Annotated in this window: 15 protein-coding genes; 4 read left to right on the top strand and 11 right to left on the bottom strand. The window is 67.3% G+C overall.

What is annotated here, in order from left to right; genetic code table 11:
• On the bottom strand, positions 1-342 hold the full coding sequence (gene rplS, locus ACX12F_RS11045; protein ID WP_020103768.1) for a 50S ribosomal protein L19: 342 nt from the start codon (positions 340-342) through the stop codon (positions 1-3).
• Positions 343-676: 334 nt separating this feature from the next.
• Here rplS and ACX12F_RS11040 point away from each other — a divergent pair, with 334 nt between their 5' ends.
• A complete protein-coding gene (locus ACX12F_RS11040) occupies positions 677-1,600 on the top strand; it encodes a serine hydrolase (RefSeq protein WP_459369596.1) in 924 nt (307 codons plus the stop codon).
• On the opposite strand, the gene trmD is transcribed toward ACX12F_RS11040, so the two are convergent.
• The 5 genes from trmD to ACX12F_RS11015 form a co-directional block, all read right to left on the bottom strand.
• The gene (trmD, locus tag ACX12F_RS11035) at positions 1,597-2,301 is read right to left on the bottom strand and encodes a tRNA (guanosine(37)-N1)-methyltransferase TrmD (protein WP_459369595.1); all 705 of its coding nucleotides are present in this window, start codon (positions 2,299-2,301) and stop codon (positions 1,597-1,599) included. The two genes, ACX12F_RS11040 and trmD, sit on opposite strands and share 4 nt — an antisense overlap.
• A 5-nt stretch (positions 2,302-2,306) precedes the next feature.
• Positions 2,307-2,837 carry a ribosome maturation factor RimM gene (gene rimM, locus ACX12F_RS11030; RefSeq protein ID WP_459369594.1) on the bottom strand — a complete coding sequence of 177 codons (531 nt, stop codon included), beginning with the start codon at positions 2,835-2,837 and terminating at the stop codon, positions 2,307-2,309.
• Positions 2,838-2,839: 2 nt separating this feature from the next.
• Positions 2,840-3,082 carry an RNA-binding protein gene (locus ACX12F_RS11025; RefSeq protein WP_003881089.1) on the bottom strand — a complete coding sequence of 81 codons (243 nt, stop codon included), beginning with the start codon at positions 3,080-3,082 and terminating at the stop codon, positions 2,840-2,842.
• Positions 3,079-3,549, bottom strand: a complete 471-nt coding sequence (rpsP, locus tag ACX12F_RS11020) for a 30S ribosomal protein S16 (protein WP_029105754.1) — start codon at positions 3,547-3,549, stop codon at positions 3,079-3,081. Before rpsP ends, ACX12F_RS11025 begins: the two co-directional genes overlap by 4 nt.
• A 175-nt stretch (positions 3,550-3,724) precedes the next feature.
• Positions 3,725-4,147, bottom strand: coding sequence for a nuclear transport factor 2 family protein (locus ACX12F_RS11015; RefSeq protein WP_459369593.1), 423 nt, complete (start codon positions 4,145-4,147; stop codon positions 3,725-3,727).
• A gap of 72 nt (positions 4,148-4,219) precedes the next feature.
• Here ACX12F_RS11015 and ACX12F_RS11010 point away from each other — a divergent pair, with 72 nt between their 5' ends.
• On the top strand, positions 4,220-5,098 hold the full coding sequence (locus ACX12F_RS11010) for a D-alanyl-D-alanine carboxypeptidase family protein (RefSeq protein WP_459369592.1): 879 nt from the start codon (positions 4,220-4,222) through the stop codon (positions 5,096-5,098).
• A gap of 64 nt (positions 5,099-5,162) precedes the next feature.
• On the top strand, positions 5,163-6,020 hold the full coding sequence (locus tag ACX12F_RS11005) for a D-alanyl-D-alanine carboxypeptidase family protein (RefSeq protein ID WP_459369591.1): 858 nt from the start codon (positions 5,163-5,165) through the stop codon (positions 6,018-6,020).
• On the opposite strand, the gene ACX12F_RS11000 is transcribed toward ACX12F_RS11005, so the two are convergent.
• Both ACX12F_RS11000 and ffh read right to left on the bottom strand, forming a co-directional pair.
• Positions 6,014-7,078 (bottom strand): amidohydrolase family protein, encoded by a 1,065-nt coding sequence (locus ACX12F_RS11000; RefSeq protein ID WP_459369590.1) that lies wholly within the window; start codon positions 7,076-7,078, stop codon positions 6,014-6,016. The genes ACX12F_RS11005 and ACX12F_RS11000 overlap by 7 nt on opposite strands.
• A gap of 4 nt (positions 7,079-7,082) precedes the next feature.
• Positions 7,083-8,657 carry a signal recognition particle protein gene (gene ffh / locus ACX12F_RS10995; RefSeq protein WP_459369589.1) on the bottom strand — a complete coding sequence of 525 codons (1,575 nt, stop codon included), beginning with the start codon at positions 8,655-8,657 and terminating at the stop codon, positions 7,083-7,085.
• A 107-nt stretch (positions 8,658-8,764) separates the two neighbouring features.
• Here ffh and ACX12F_RS10990 point away from each other — a divergent pair, with 107 nt between their 5' ends.
• Positions 8,765-10,939 carry a molybdopterin-dependent oxidoreductase gene (locus ACX12F_RS10990; protein WP_459370311.1) on the top strand — a complete coding sequence of 725 codons (2,175 nt, stop codon included), beginning with the start codon at positions 8,765-8,767 and terminating at the stop codon, positions 10,937-10,939.
• A gap of 7 nt (positions 10,940-10,946) precedes the next feature.
• On the opposite strand, the gene ACX12F_RS10985 is transcribed toward ACX12F_RS10990, so the two are convergent.
• From ACX12F_RS10985 to ACX12F_RS10975, 3 genes are read right to left on the bottom strand one after another with little or no spacing between them, the layout of a single operon-like run.
• On the bottom strand, positions 10,947-13,436 hold the full coding sequence (locus ACX12F_RS10985; RefSeq protein ID WP_459369588.1) for a [protein-PII] uridylyltransferase: 2,490 nt from the start codon (positions 13,434-13,436) through the stop codon (positions 10,947-10,949).
• Positions 13,437-13,453: 17 nt separating this feature from the next.
• On the bottom strand, positions 13,454-13,792 hold the full coding sequence (locus ACX12F_RS10980; protein ID WP_043393419.1) for a P-II family nitrogen regulator: 339 nt from the start codon (positions 13,790-13,792) through the stop codon (positions 13,454-13,456).
• A gap of 51 nt (positions 13,793-13,843) precedes the next feature.
• Entirely contained in the window at positions 13,844-15,163 is a 1,320-nt protein-coding gene (locus ACX12F_RS10975) for an ammonium transporter (protein ID WP_459369587.1), read from the bottom strand.
• Positions 15,164-15,171 lie beyond the last annotated feature (8 nt).

The raw sequence follows: 15,171 nt of genomic DNA, 5'->3' as shown, positions 1-15,171 counted from the left end.
TCAGCGCTTTTCCTTGATCTTGGCCTTCTTGCCACGGAGCTCGCGCAGGTAGTACAGCTTGGCGCGACGCACGTCACCGCGGGTGACGACATCGATGTGGTCGATGTTCGGCGAGTGCACCGGGAAGGTCCGCTCGACGCCAACGCCGTAGCTCTCCTTACGGACGGTGAAGGTCTCACCGATGCCGCCACCCTGGCGACGGATCACGACGCCCTTGAACACCTGGATGCGGTGCTTGTTGCCCTCGATGACCTTGACGTGCACATTGAGGGTGTCGCCGGGGTTGAAGGCCGGGATGTCGTCGCGCAGCGACGCCTGATCGACGAAGTCCAGCGTTTTCATCGGTGACACTTCCTTGCTAACTCGCGGGCTACAGCCGCCGGACGCCATGCGGCGCGACGGAACAGCCATTCTCTTTACGGACGTACTTGGCGGATGCCACAGCGGGCGGGGACACATCAGACAGACGCCGACCCCGCGCCCAGCGCGGACAACTGCTCAATTGTGCCAGACGGCCGCCGGGTGACGAAATCGTGACCCCACCGGGCCCGGTGCAGCAGACATCACACTCGGCGCTGTCACAGACGCCACACCCAACACAGCTTTACCCGTTACGCTGATCAACCAGAATTTTATCCGTCGTGACGTTTTGTTCGTCATCAGGCTTAGGAGAACCATGCGCCCGCAGCCGTTGAAGCTGCTGACCATCACCGCTGCCGCGGCAGCAGCGGTGATGCTCACAGCCGGCTGCGAGGCGAAGGTGTACGGAGCGCCGCCGCCGAATCGGATCGCGCTGACCGTCGTACCAGTGGTCACCGCGCTGGAGATGCCGGACGCCCCAGCCGCCGAACCCGCGGCGGCCATGACGGGCCTCGATGGCCGCGAACGCAGTGCCAGCAGCGATGCCTCGGCAGCCGGGGCGTCGATCAGCGCCGCGGTGCTCGATCGCAACACCGGCCAGCTGATCGCCACCGGCGACGGGTCCCCGATGCCCATCGCGTCGGTGGCCAAGCTGTTCATCGCCGACGATCTGCTGCTGCAGGAGGCCAAGGGCCAGATCGAGCTCACCGCGACCGACCGCCAGGCACTGGACACCATGCTGCGGTCGTCCGACGACTCGGCGGCCGAGGTCTTCTGGAACCGCAGCGGCGGCAACAGCGTCATCACCCGCGTCGCAGCCCGCTACGGGCTGACTGGAACCTCGGTGCCCTATGACGGCAAGTGGTGGAACACCATGAGCACTCCCACCGACCTCGTGCACTATTACGACCAGTTGATCAACGGTTCCGGTGGGCTGCCTTCGGAGCAGGCCAGCATCATCCTGTCTGATCTGGCCGCGTCCACGCCCTCCGGCGCCGACGGCTACCCGCAGCGCTTCGGCATCCCGGATGGCCTGTACGGCGAACCGGTTGCGGTGAAGCAGGGCTGGATGCCGGAGTGGAACGGCAACAACTGGATGCACATGTCCACCGGTGTGATCGGCGCCGACCGACGCTACGTCATGGCGATCGGCTCGTTGCAGCCCACTGATGACGCCACGGCCCGCACGACCATCACCAACGCCGTCAAGACGATGTTCCCGGGCGGGCGAATCAGCTAGTTCCCCATGCGATCCGGGTTCAACAAGTCCGGCCGGCGCTCGCGCGTCCGCTGCAGACCCTGTTCGCGACGCCACGCCGCCACCTTGGCATGGTCGCCGGACAACAACACCGGGGGCACCTCGAGGTCACGCCAGACCGGTGGCCGCGTGTAACTCGGCCCCTCCAGCACTCCCCCGACATGCGCGGAATGTGAATCATCTTGGTGCGAAACCGGATTGCCCAAGACATCGGGGAGCAACCGCACCACGGCTTCGATCATGACCAGCGCCGCGGACTCGCCGCCGGGCAACACGTAGTCGCCGATGGACACCTCTTCGACCCGCATCCGCCGCGCGGCATCATCGGCGACCCGCTGGTCGATGCCCTCGTAGCGACCGCAGGCGAACACCAGGTGCTGCTCGCCCGTCCAGCGGTGCGCATGCTCCTGGGTGAACAACCGGCCCGCGGGCGTCGGGACCACCAAAACCGTTTCCGGCGTACAGATTTCATCGAGCGCGGCACCCCAGATCGGCGCCTTCATCACCATGCCGGGCCCACCGCCGTACGGGGCATCATCGACCGACTTGTGGACATCATGCGTCCAGTTCCGCAGGTCGTGGACGCCGAGCTGCACGGTGCCGTTGGCGATCGCCTTGCCCGGCAAGGACTGCTGCAGTGCATCGAGATACGCCGGGAAAATGGTGACGACGTCAATCCGCATGGGTATCAACCCAGCTCGAGCAGGCCGTCGGGCGGATCGATCTCCACCAGGCCGTCGGCCAACGACACCGTCGGCACCATCTCGGTGACGAACGGCACCAGCACCTCGGCACCGGCTTCCGTTCGGATGGACAGCAGCTCGCCGCCCGGGGTGTGCAGCACCTCGGTCACCACACCGACCTCGACGCCGTCGACGGTGCGGACGTTGAGGCCCTCGAGCTGGTGATCGTAGAACTCGTCGGGCTCGTCGATGGGCGGCAGGCTTTCGGAGTCCACCAGGAACAGCATGCCGCGCAACGCATCTGCCGCGTTGCGGTCCGTGACGCCCGCCAGCCGCACGAGCAGCCGTCCGCCGTGCTCGCGAACCGCCTCGATCACATAGTCACGTTCCGCGCGCTCGGTGCTACGCGCACCGGGCTTGCCACGCAGCGATGATCCCGGCGAGAAACGCTCGCCGGGATCATCGGTACGTACATCGACGACTACCTCGCCGCTGATGCCATGCGCCTTGACGACGCGGCCGACCACGAGGTCCATATTTACTGGTCGGTGTCCACCACGTCGACACGGATGCCCCGGCCGCCGATACCGGCGACCAGCGTCCGCAGCGCGGTGGCCGTGCGGCCGCCACGCCCGATGACCTTGCCCAGGTCGTCGGGGTGCACGTGCACCTCGACGGTACGACCACGGCGGCTGGTCACCATATCGACGCGGACGTCGTCAGGATTGTCGACGATCCCCCGCACCAGGTGCTCTACGGCGTCGACGACGACGCTGCTCATTCGGCGGGCGCTTCGGCCTCGGCCTCAGTGGCCTCGGCAGCCTCGGTCTCGGCGGCGGCCTCGGCGGCCTCTTCCTTCTTGTCCTTGCGCTTCTTCAGCGTCACAGCCTCGCCACCGGGGGCGGCGTCGGCGTTCGCCAGCGCGGCGTTGAACAGATCCAGCTTGGAGGGCTTGGGCTCCTTGACCTTCAGGGTGCCCTCGGCGCCCGGCAGGCCCTTGAACTTCTGCCAGTCACCCGTGATCTTCAGCAGGGCGGCGACCGGCTCGGTCGGCTGTGCGCCGACGCCCAGCCAGTACTGCGCGCGCTCCGAATCGATCTCGATCAGGCTCGGCTCTTCCTTCGGGTGGTACCGGCCGATGACCTCGATGGCGCGGCCGTCGCGGCGGGTGCGCGCGTCGGCGACGATGATGCGGTACTGGGGGTTGCGAATCTTGCCAAGCCGAGTGAGCTTGATCTTGACAGCCATGTTCTGCACTTCTCCTGATGATTGCCACGCTGCAATTCAGCGACTCGGGCGGATTGCCCGGTCCGGTCTTGCCTCACGTGTGTGACCGCCGCGCGGCGCATTGAACGAGTCGCGGACAGACAGCCGACCATTCTGCCAGAGCGGCTGCGAGCGGCCCAAATCCCGCGGTGCGGGATCAGACCACCCGGTCGAAACACTTCGTCTCGACACGGCGCGTCATGCGCCAGCCCTCTGGCGTGCGGAGGAACTCATCGTCGTACCAGAGACCGCAGAACAGCACCTGAGGCGGCTCCGAACCGGGCAACACCATGGGGTTGAAACAGATGGTCCGAGACGTCGCGGTGTCCCCGGTTATGGTCACGTCGAAGTTGCCGAGCATGTGCGCGTAGGCGGGGAAATTCGGCAGCACCTGGGACAGCCATTCCTTGACCTCGGGAAAATGCCCGTCGATGCCACCCATCGCGCGGTAGTCGATGTAGGCGTCAGGCGTGAAAACCTGTGCCAGATCGTCGAATCGGCGGGTGTCGATGGCCGTCGAGTACGCGATCAACAGTTGTTGGATTTCCAGACGGTCCGAGATCTCTTCCAGACTCAACATGGTCCGATTGAACACCACCGCGGCGCCGCAGAGACGGCACCGTCCAGGTTCGGACAGTAGGCTGCTGGCTCCATGGGAAGGTTCGCAACGGCCGTCAGGGCCGCGCTGACGCTCGTGGTCCTGGTCGTGCCGCCGGTGGCGGCCGCTGATCCCGACATCCAGCCGGTCGGCACCGTGCCGATTCCGGCGGGACCGGCCCCGGCCTGGATCATCGCCGACATGGATTCAGGCCAGATTCTCGCCGGCCGCGACATCGACCTGCGGCACCCGCCCGCCAGCACCATCAAGACGCTGCTGGCGCTCACCGCGCTCAGCGAGCTGCCGAGCCTGGACGCGACCGTGGCCGGCACCGTCGCCGACACCCAGGTGGAGTGCAACTGCGCCGGCATCGTCCCGGGCCACGTGTACACCGCCCGCCAGCTGCTGGACGCGGTGCTGCTCGCGTCGGGCAACGACGCCGCCGACGCCCTGGCCGACATGATCGGCGGCTACGACGTCGCGGTCGCCAAGATGAACGCGAAGGCCGCCTCCATCGGCGCCGTCGACACCCACGCGGCCACCCCGTCCGGGCTGGACGGCGCCGGCGGCTCGGGTTGGACCACGCCCCGCGATCTGGCGATCATCTTCCGCGCCGCCATGGCCAACCCCTACTTCGCGCAGATCACCGCGCAGCCCGCCGCGACGTTCCCCGGCAAGAACGGCACCGAGCAGATCGTCAACGAGAACCAGCTGTTGCAGCGGTACCCGGGCACCATCGGCGGCAAGACCGGTTTCACCGACGCCGCCAAGAAGACCTACGTGGCCGCCGCCGACCGCGGCGGACGCCGACTGGTCATCGCCATGATGTACGGCATGGTGCACGAGGGCGGCCCGACCTACTGGGATCAGGCCTCGCAGTTGCTGGACTGGGGCTTCGGGCAGGAACGCTCGGTCAGTATCGGTTCCCTCTAACCGATACCCGACCGGAATCTCGGCGCGAGCTCATCGCAGCCTCCGGTCCGTAGCGTCGGCGCTCGTGCGCAAACTGTTCACGGCCGCGGTACTGGCCCTCAGCACGGCACTGGCGGCCCCGATCGCCGCCGTCGGCGGTGCCGACAATCGGGCCGCAGCCGAACCCACCGGACAGCCGACGGGCGCGCAGGCGCTGGCCAATGGTCCTGCCAAAGCCTGGCTGGTGGCCGACCTCGACACCGGGCAGGTGCTGGCATCGCAGGACCCGGGCGGGTCGTACGCCCCGGCCAGCACCATCAAGCCACTGCTGGCCATGGTCGTGCTGGACAACCTGCGTCCGGATGCCCTGGGCCGGGCCAACGAGTCACACACCAAGGTCGAGTGCTCGTGCGTCGGGCTCAAACCGGGTCAGGTGTACTCCGTGCGCCAACTCTTGGACGGGTTGCTGATGGTGTCGGGCAATGATGCCGCCAACATGCTGGCCGACATGCTCGGCGGGCAACGCGTCACGGTGGCCGCCATGAACCGCAAGGCGGCCGCGCTCGGGGCCCGCAGCACGCACGCCGGCTCGCCCTCCGGGCTCGACGGCCCCGGCTGGGAGTCGATCACCACACCGCGCGACCTCGGGGTGATCTACCGCGCCGCATTGACGTATCCCGTGATCGCCGAGATTTTCCGGCAGACGTCCGCGCAGTTCCCCGGCCGTACCCTGACCAGTCAGAACGAGCTGTTGACGGGATATCCGGGCGATTTCGCCGGCAAGACCGGCTATACGGACCGGGCCCGCAAGACCTATGTCGGCGCCGCGCAGCGCGGGAACCACCGGCTGGTCGTGGTGCAGATGTACGGCACCGGCGACCTCTACCCGCAGGCAAGACAGTTGTTCGACTGGGGTTTCAGCCAGTACCCCGCAAGTCAGTAGACGCGGCCACGCAGGATCACCAGCGCGGGGTGGTCGAGCACACCCGGCAACCGCGGGTCGTCGTGATAACAGACGAGGTCGGCCGACGCGCCGTGCTCGAGTACCGGACGCCCCAACCACTTTCGCGCGTCCCAACTGGCCGCCCCGAGTGCCTCCGTCGGACTCAGCCCCACGCGGCCGAGGGCGGCGACCTCGTCGGCGATCCGGCCGTGGGCGATCATGCCGCCGGCGTCGGTGCCCGCATAGATCGGCACCCCGGCCTCGTGCGCGGCCCCCACCCGCTGCGGGCACGTCGCGTACAGATCGCGCATGTGCTTGGCGTACGCCGGGAACTTGGCCGCCTTCTCCGCGATGCCGGGGAAATTCTCGATGTTGATGAGGGTCGGGACCAGCGCCGTACCGTGGGCCAGCATCAGTTCGATGGTGTCGTCGGTGATCCCGGTGCCGTGTTCGATGCAGTCGATTCCCGCGTTGATCAGCCCCGGCAGCGCCTCCTCACCGAAAACATGCGCCGTCACCCGCGCGCCGTTGGCATGCGCGGCCGCGATGGCTTGTTTGAGGACGTCGTCGGACCACAGCGGGGCCAGGTCGCCCGCTCCCCGGTCGATCCAGTCGCCGACGAGCTTGACCCAGCCGTCACCGCGGCGGGCCTGTTCGGCGACGTACTGCGGCAGCTGCGACTCGTCCTCGATGTCGATCGGCAACCCGGGCAGGTAGCGCTTGGGCCGGGCCAGGTGCCGACCTGCCCGGATGATCCGTGGCAGGTCATCGCGGTCGTCGAAGGCGCGGGTGTCCACCGGCGAGCCGGCGTCGCGTAGGAGCAACGCACCGGCCTGTCGTTCGGTCTCGGCCTGCCGCTCTGCCTCGTCGAGCTCGACAGCACCACCCGGCCCCAGGCCCACATGGCAGTGCGCGTCGACCAGGCCGGGGATGATCCAGCCACCGTCGAAGACGGTCTCGGCGCCGGCTAACGGTTCAGCCGACAGCACCCCGCTGTGTATCCACCACTGCACCTGTTCGCCGTCGGGCAACGCCCGACCGCGCACGTGCAGGATCACGCCCTTACTTCTTCGGGAACTTCAGCTGCGACAGATCGAAGTCGGCAAGACCCGGCGGCAGCTCGTTGAGCCCCTGCGGCATGTTGGACAGGTCCGGGAAGCCGCCCGGCAACGCGCTCGGATCGAGGCCGAACGGGTTGGCGACCTTCGGCGGCGTCGGGCCCCGTCCGCCCTTCTTGCCCTTGCCCGCCTGCTTGTTCTTGCCCTTGGCGGCCTTACGGGTGTTCTTGCGGCCGAACGGCATTCCCATCTGGCCGGCCATCTGCGACATCATCTTGCGAGCCTCGAAGAAGCGGTCGACCAATTGGTTGACGTCGGCCACCGTGACGCCGGAACCGTTCGCGATGCGTAGTCGCCGGGAGGCGTTGATGATCTTCGGGTCGGACCGCTCGGCGGGGGTCATACCGCGGATGATCGCCTGAATCCGGTCCAGGTGGCTGTCGTCGACGGCGGCCAGCGCTTCCTTCATCTGACCGGCACCGGGCAGCATGCCCAGCAGGTTTCCGATGGGACCCATCTTGCGGATCATCAGCATCTGCTCGAGGAAGTCCTCGAGCGTGAGCTCACCGGAACCGATCTTGGCCGCGGCTTCTTCGGCCTTCTTCTGGTCGAAGACCTGCTCGGCCTGCTCGATGAGGGTGAGCACGTCGCCCATGCCCAGGATGCGCGACGCCATGCGGTCGGGGTGGAAGACGTCGAAGTCTTCGAGCTTCTCGCCGGCGGAGGCGAACAAGATCGGCGCGCCGGTGACCTCACGCACGGACAGCGCGGCACCACCGCGGGCGTCGCCGTCCAGCTTGGTCAGCACGACACCGGTGAAGCCGACGCCCTCACGGAAGGCGTTGGCGGTGGTGACGGCGTCCTGACCGATCATCGCGTCGAGGACGAACAGCGTCTCGTCAGGCTTGACGGCGTCGCGGATCGCGGCGGCCTGGGCCATCAATTCTTCGTCGATACCGAGGCGGCCGGCGGTGTCGACGATCACCACGTCGAAGTGCTTGGCCTTGGCCTCGGCCAGACCCGCGGCGGCAACCGAAACCGGGTCACCGGTGGTCATCTGGTCGATGGACACGCCGTCGGGCGAAACTCCCGGGTGCGGGGCGAAGACGCTGACGCCCGCCCGCTCACCGACGATCTGCAGCTGGTTGACCGCGCCGGGACGTTGCAGGTCGCAGGCCACCAGCAGCGGTGTATGTCCTTGCTCGGCAAGCCATTTCGACAGCTTGCCGGCCAGGGTGGTCTTACCGGAACCCTGCAGACCGGCCAGCATGATGACCGTCGGCGGGGTCTTGGCGAACGCCAGCTGACGCGTCTCACCACCGAGGATGCCGACGAGCTCCTCGTTGACGATCTTGACGACCTGCTGCGCGGGGTTCAGCGCACCGGAGACTTCGGCGCCCTTGGCGCGGTCTTTGATCCGGCCGATGAATTCGCGCGTCACCGGCAGCGACACGTCGGCTTCGAGCAGCGCCAGGCGGATCTCGCGGGCGGTGGCGTCGATATCGGCGTCGGTCAGTCGGCCCTTGCCGCGCAGACCCGACAGCGCACCGGTCAACCGGTCGGACAGGGATTCAAACACGGGACAAGCCTAACGGGCGGTCGGGTCTGGCCTGGAGCGCACTGTCGCGGATAGTCTGGTCACGCACGTAGCCAGATCGTCCCGGAGGCCCTGTGACAGCGATCGACATGCCCCTGCCCGGAGTACACCGCGCTACAGGCGATACGGCCGGCACTGTGCACGTCAGCCAGTGCACGCTGTGCGAGGCGCACTGCGGCATCCACGTCACGGTGGCCGACGGCAAGGTCAGCCGCATCGAGGGCAACCCCGACGACGTCTTCTCCAAGGGCTATATCTGCCCCAAGGCCACCGCCATGGGTGCCCTGCACCACGATCCCGACCGGCTGCGCACGCCGATGCGGCGGGTCGGCGACAGTTTCGAACCGGTCAGTTGGGACGACGCCTTCGCCGAGATCGGGGTCCGGCTGCGCCGCATCCGCAAGGAGCACGGGGTCCGCTCGGCCGGGATGTACCTGGGAAACCCGGCAGCGCACAGTTCGGGCGCGTTCTACGGTCTGATGTTGCGAGCGGCCCTGCTGACGCCCAACTTCTTCTCGGCATCCACGCTCGACCAGATGCCTCACGAATATGCCGCGTGGCGGGTCTTCGGCTCCAACGTCCTGGTCCCGATCACCGATATCGACCGCACCCAGCGGCTGGTGATCCTCGGCGCCAACCCCGCGGTGTCGAACGGTTCGATGTCGATCATGCCGGGTGCCAAACGCCGCATCAAGGCGGTCCGCGAGCGCGGCGGCACTGTCGTCGTCATCGACCCCCGCAGGACCGAGACCGCCCGGATGGCCGACCAGCACGTGTCGGTACGCCCGGGCGGCGACGCGTACCTGCTGCTGGGCATGCTGCACGTGCTGATCAGTGAAAACCTCTGCGATACCGCGGCTCTCGATCAGATCGCGACCGGATGGCACGAACTCAAGGGATTGGTCGGCGGCACCAGTCCGGAGGCTGTCGCACAGCGCGCCGGGGTGGACGCGGACACGATCCGCAGGCTGGCCCGCGAGCACGCGGCCGCGGAATCGGCCGCCATCTACGCCCGGATCGGAATCTGCCAGCAGCAGACCGGGACCCTGGTGAGCTGGCTGGTCATGGTCCTCAACACGGTCACCGGCAACCTGGACCGCGCGGGCGGGACCATGTTCTCCACGCCGATCGCCGACCTGCCACGGCTGGCCAAGTACGTCCCGGTGGGACACGGGGCATGGACCGACCGGTCCGGCCGCTACCAATCCTTCCGTGCCGAGCTGCCCGCCGTCGCGATGGCCGACGAAATCCTCACCCCCGGTGACGGCCAGATCCGCGCGATGATCACCTACGCCGGCAACCCGGCGTCCTCCGTGCCACAGAAGGGCCGACTGGATGAGGCACTGGCATCACTGGATCTGCATGTGGCAGTGGACATGTACGTCACCGAAACCACCCGGCACGCGGACTTCATCCTGCCGCCGGTGTCACCTCTGGAGCGCGAAGATGTCGGGCTGTTGACGACGATCTTCAGCGTGCGCAACAACATTCGGTATCAGCACCGGTCCTTCGACCCGCCCCCAGGCGCTTTGGAGGACTGGGAAATCCTCAGTCGCCTGACCATGGAACTCCTCCCGGCTCCGCTTCGACAATTGACCGCACCGCTGCGCACCGCGCTGATCGGGTTCGCCAACCCGATGCGGATGGCGGCGGTAGCGCTGACCACCGGACCGCATGGACGAATCCGTAAGGGCCGCAAGGGCAAGACGATGGACGACCTGAGGTCCAGCGCCGGTGGACTGGACCTCGGCCCCCTGCAACCGCGGCTGCGCGAGGTGATCGCCACCCGCGACCGCAAGGTGGCCCTGGCACCGCCCGAATTCATCGCGGCCGCAGTCCGGTTGCTCGACCAGGCCACGCACGACACCGACGACTCCGGCCGCGATCTGCAGCTCATCGGCCGGCGTCAACTGCGCAGCAACAACTCCTGGCTGCACAATCTGCCGTCGATGACCGGCGGCTCCAACAAGTGCACGCTGCTGATGCACTCCGACGATGCGAGCGCCCGCGGACTTGCCCAGGGCGAACTGGTGCGCGTCACCTCAGCGGTAGGGCAGATCGAAGTGCCGCTGGACATCAGCGACGATGTCCGCCCCGGCACCGTTGCGGTTCCGCACGGCTGGGGACACGCGAACACCGGCTGGCGTCACGCCGATACCCTGCCCGGCGCCAATGTGAACGATCTCCACGATCCGGCGTTGGTTGACCCCTTCACCGGGACGGCGGCCGTCAACAACACCTGGGTGAGCGTCAGCGCCGGCTGAACCGGTATCAGCTGGCGGCTGTAGCGGGCTTGACCGGTAGCGGGGCAGGCAGCACCGCATACAAGTCCTGCTCGAACGCGGTCTGCGCCTCTGCGGTGGTGAAGGCCTCGGAAACCACGAGACCGAAGGCGTCGACGACGGTCGCGCCGAGTGTCGTCACCTTGGCCCAGGCGACGTCCACGCCCTTGCGCTCGACCACGGCGGCCAGCCGGGCGAGCAGGCCCGGCCGGTCGGCGCTGCGAATCTGCACCACAAGCTCACCGGCCGAGGACCCCGCAAACCACCGCACGTGCGGTGGCGCGATCGTGTGATAGCCGGGCACGGCTGCCGGAATCTCACCGGCGCGCCGGGTCGGAGCCGGCGTTTCCTCGTCGCGCTGCTCCAGCGCGGCGAGCACGTCCAGCTCCCCGTCGAGCGCCAGGATGAACTGCTGGCGCAACAGTTCGGCGGCCGGTGGCGAGCCGAAGTGCGGCGAAACCACGAACGTGTTGATAGCCAGTCCCTCGTGACTGTTGACCGACGCCGAGTGCACGCGCAGCGAGTGCAGCGCCAGCACCCCGGCTGCTTTGGACAGCAGGCCCCGCCGGTCCGGAGCGATCATCGTGACGTTGAACAGGTGCGCACTGTCGGCCGCCGCCAGCTCGACATGGACCCCGGTTTGGTTGGCCTGCGAAAGTAGTTCCGAATCAATGGGATCAGGGTGCGGCAAGCTCTCCCCCGCCATCACCAGCCGGCACCGCCGCACCAGATCGCCGATCAGGGAGGCTTTCCAGTCACCCCACACGCCGGGGCCGGTGGCCAGTGAATCCGCCTCGGCCAGCGCATGCAGCAGCTCCAGCAGTACAGGGTCGCCGCCGAGCGCGTCGACCACGGCGGCAATGGTGTTCGGATCCTGCAGGTCTCGGCGAGTCGCGGTATCGGGCAGCAGCAAGTGGTAGCGGACCATCTTGACCAGCACCTCGATATCGGCCGGCCACAGTCCCAGCCGCAGACCGATCTGGTTGGCCAGCTCGGCACCGATCCTGCTGTGATCGCCGCCTCGCCCCTTGCCGATATCGTGCAGCAGCGCGCCCAACACCAGCAGATCGGGCCTGTCCACCCTGGTGGTGAAAGCGCTTGCCCGGGAGACGGTTTCGGCCAGATGCCGGTCGACGGTCCAGATATGGACGACGTCGCGCGGCGGCAGGTCGCGGATCGCGCCCCACTCCGGGAACAACCGGCCCCACAACCCGGTCCGGTCCAGGGCCTCGACGGTGGCCACCGTGCCCGGCCCCGCCGTCAGCATCACGAGCAGGTCGTTGAGTGCTTCCTTGGGCCACGGGGCCCGCAGTTCGGGCGCCGACTCGGCCAGCCGCGCCAGCGTCGAGGCCGCGATGGGCAGTCCGTTGGTGGCCGCAGCCGCAGCCACTCGCAGAATCAGGCCTGGGTCGCGCTGCGGCTTGGCGTCGCGAGCCAGGATGACCTCACCGCCGAACTCCAGCACGCCCTCGTCGAGCGGCCGTCGTACCGGTCGCTTGAGTGCGGCGAAGCCTCTGCGCGGCAAGGCATTCCCCGCGGTACGCACCCCGGCGTCCACGTAGAAGGTGATGGTTCGGGCGGCATCGCTGATCATCCGCGCCAAATCGAAGCGGTCACCGATACCCAGTGCGTCGCCGACCTCGTCTGCGTACTGGGCCAGCACCATCTCGCGCCCCTTGTGAGAGACCCGATGCAGTTCGGTGCGAACATTGAGAAGGGCCAGATGCGCGTCGGCCAGGGTGCCGATCGGTGATGCCACCGAACGGCTCGGGTAGACGTCGGCCAGCTGCGCCATGGCCAGCGCGTTCAGCAGCTGCACATCACGCAGGCCGCCGCGGCCGTTCTTCAGATCCGGCTCGGCGCGGTGCGCGATCTGACCGGAACGCTCCCACCGCGCCGCGGCATGCTCGATCAGTTCGGTGAAACGGGATGTGATCCCGGTCCGCCATTGCCGCCGGGCACCGCCGACCAGTAGGGACGACAGGTCCGAATCGCCGGCGATGTGCCGCGCGTCGAGCATGGCCAGCCCCGCGGAGATGTCGCCGGCCGCGGTCTTGAGTGCCTGCGGCACGGTCCGGACGCTGTGGTCCAGATGAATGTTGGCGTCCCACAACGGGTACCAGAGCGCCTCGGCAGCCTCGGTGACGACGTCCTGCGGCAGATCGTCGTGCAACAGCATCAAATCCAGGTCCGAGTACGGCAGCATTTCCCGCCGACCGAGGCCGCCCGTCGCCACAATGGCGAAGCCGCTGGTCTCGGTGATGCCGATCTCGGTTGCCTTTGCGGCAAGCCAGAATTCATACAGATCAACCAGAGCCTCGCGCAACGCCGCCGAATCGAGCCGGCGCGCGCCACCGGCGAGCAACTGCTCGACAGCGGCCCTCAGATCGCTTGCCGGACGGGGGGATCCCGCTGCCGAAGCCTGCGAAACCGAAGTGTCGTCGGCCCCGGCAGCGGAATCTGGTGTCTGCATGGTCATCTGGTGGTCAGCAGCCGTCAGATGGCGTCGCTGCCCCGTTCGCCCGTACGGACGCGCACCACGGTTTCGACGGAGGTGACCCACACCTTGCCGTCACCGATCTTGCCCGTCCGCGCGGCCTGCACGATGACATCCACGACCTTGTCGACGGAAGAGTCGTCGACGATGACCTCGACCCGCACCTTCGGCACGAAGTCCACTGAATACTCGGCGCCACGGTAGACCTCGGTGTGGCCCTTCTGTCGCCCGTAGCCCTGTACCTCGCTGACGGTCATCCCGAGGATGCCCATCTGCTCCAGGCCGGTCTTGACGTCTTCGAGCGTGAACGGCTTGACGATCGCCGTGATCAACTTCATTTGGTTGAGTCCTTCCAAATACCCGTGGATGTCATCGTGAATCCTTCCCGATCACGCGAATTCATAAGCGGTTTCCGCGTGCTCGGCCTCGTCGATACCGTTGGCCTCGTCCTCCTTGTCGAGGCGCAGGCCCACGGTGTACTTCACGATCAACGCCAAGATAGCGGTACCGATCGCCGAGTACGCAAGCACCGCGAACGCGCCGACGGCCTGACGCCACAACTGATCGAATCCGCCGCCGTAGAACAGGCCCTTCACTGCAGCCGGAGCCTCGGGTGCGGCAACCAAGCCGACCATCAGCGTGCCGAACAGACCACCGACCAGGTGCACGCCCACGACGTCGAGCGCGTCGTCGAAGCCCAGCTTGAACTTCAGACCGACGGCCAGGGCACACACCACACCGGCGCCCGCACCGATCGCCAGTGCGCCGAGGACGTTGACCGACGAGCAGGACGGGGTGATCGCGACGAGACCTGCCACGATGCCCGATGCGGCACCCAGCGAGGTGGCGTGACCGTCACGAATCTTCTCCGTCAGGAGCCAGAACAGCATCGCGGCGGCGGTCGCCACGGTGGTGGTGATGAAGGTCGACGCTGCGACACCGTCAGAGTTCAGCGCAGAGCCGGCGTTGAAGCCGTACCAGCCGAACCACAGCAGACCGGCGCCCAGCATGACGAACGGCAGGTTGTGCGGACGCATCATGGTGCCCGGCCAGCCGGAACGCTTGCCCAGGATGATGGCCAGCACCAGGCCCGCGGTACCGGAGTTGATGTGCACCGCGGTACCACCGGCGAAGTCGATCGCCTTGAGGTGGTTGGCGATCCAGCCGCCGTGCTCGCCCGTGATGCCGTCGAAGGCGAACACCCAGTGCGCGACCGGGAAATAGACGAAGGTGGCCCACAGGCCGGCGAACAGCAGCCAGCCACCGAACTTGAGGCGGTCGGCGACCGCACCGGAGATCAGGGCGACGGTGATGATCGCGAACATCAGCTGGAACGCGACGAACACCAGCTGTGGAATGGTTCCGGCCAGCGGAATCTTCACCGCCGCAGTGGCTCCCGCGGCGAGGTGCGGAACCAGCGAGTTACCGCCGATCAAGCCCTTGAGCCCCCAGTACTGCGTGGGATCGCCGACGATGTTCCATTTGTCGTTGCCGAACGCCATCGAGTAGCCGAACAGCACCCACAACACCGTGACGACACCCATGGCACTGATGCTCATCATGATCATGTTGAGCACACCCTTACGGCGCACCATGCCGCCGTAGAAGAACGCCAGACCCGGTGTCATCAACAGGACAAGCGCTGAGCTCGCCAGCATCCATGCTGTGTCACCGGTGTCCGGCGTGCCCAAGATCGGGAATCCATCCACTGGCCGCT

Source organism: Mycolicibacterium sp. HS_4_1, assembly GCF_054515875.1.
Note: the sequence above shows the minus strand (reverse complement) of the source record. Positions and strands in the feature narration are given on the sequence as shown.

Bases quoted from the DNA above. Each gene is read 5' to 3' on its own strand.
- ACX12F_RS11040 (WP_459369596.1), top strand. From the start codon at position 677: ATGCGCCCGCAGCCGTTGAAGCTGCTGACCATCACCGCTGCCGCGGCA.
- ACX12F_RS11015 (WP_459369593.1), bottom strand. From the start codon at position 4,147: ATGTTGAGTCTGGAAGAGATCTCGGACCGTCTGGAAATCCAACAACTG.
- ACX12F_RS10980 (WP_043393419.1), bottom strand. From the start codon at position 13,792: ATGAAGTTGATCACGGCGATCGTCAAGCCGTTCACGCTCGAAGACGTC.
- rplS (WP_020103768.1), bottom strand. From the start codon at position 342: ATGAAAACGCTGGACTTCGTCGATCAGGCGTCGCTGCGCGACGACATC.
- rimM (WP_459369594.1), bottom strand. From the start codon at position 2,837: ATGGACCTCGTGGTCGGCCGCGTCGTCAAGGCGCATGGCATCAGCGGC.
- ACX12F_RS10990 (WP_459370311.1), top strand. From the start codon at position 8,765: ATGCCCCTGCCCGGAGTACACCGCGCTACAGGCGATACGGCCGGCACT.
- trmD (WP_459369595.1), bottom strand. From the start codon at position 2,301: ATGCGGATTGACGTCGTCACCATTTTCCCGGCGTATCTCGATGCACTG.
- ACX12F_RS11010 (WP_459369592.1), top strand. From the start codon at position 4,220: ATGGGAAGGTTCGCAACGGCCGTCAGGGCCGCGCTGACGCTCGTGGTC.
- ACX12F_RS11025 (WP_003881089.1), bottom strand. From the start codon at position 3,082: ATGAGCAGCGTCGTCGTCGACGCCGTAGAGCACCTGGTGCGGGGGATC.
- ACX12F_RS10985 (WP_459369588.1), bottom strand. From the start codon at position 13,436: ATGACCATGCAGACACCAGATTCCGCTGCCGGGGCCGACGACACTTCG.
- rpsP (WP_029105754.1), bottom strand. From the start codon at position 3,549: ATGGCTGTCAAGATCAAGCTCACTCGGCTTGGCAAGATTCGCAACCCC.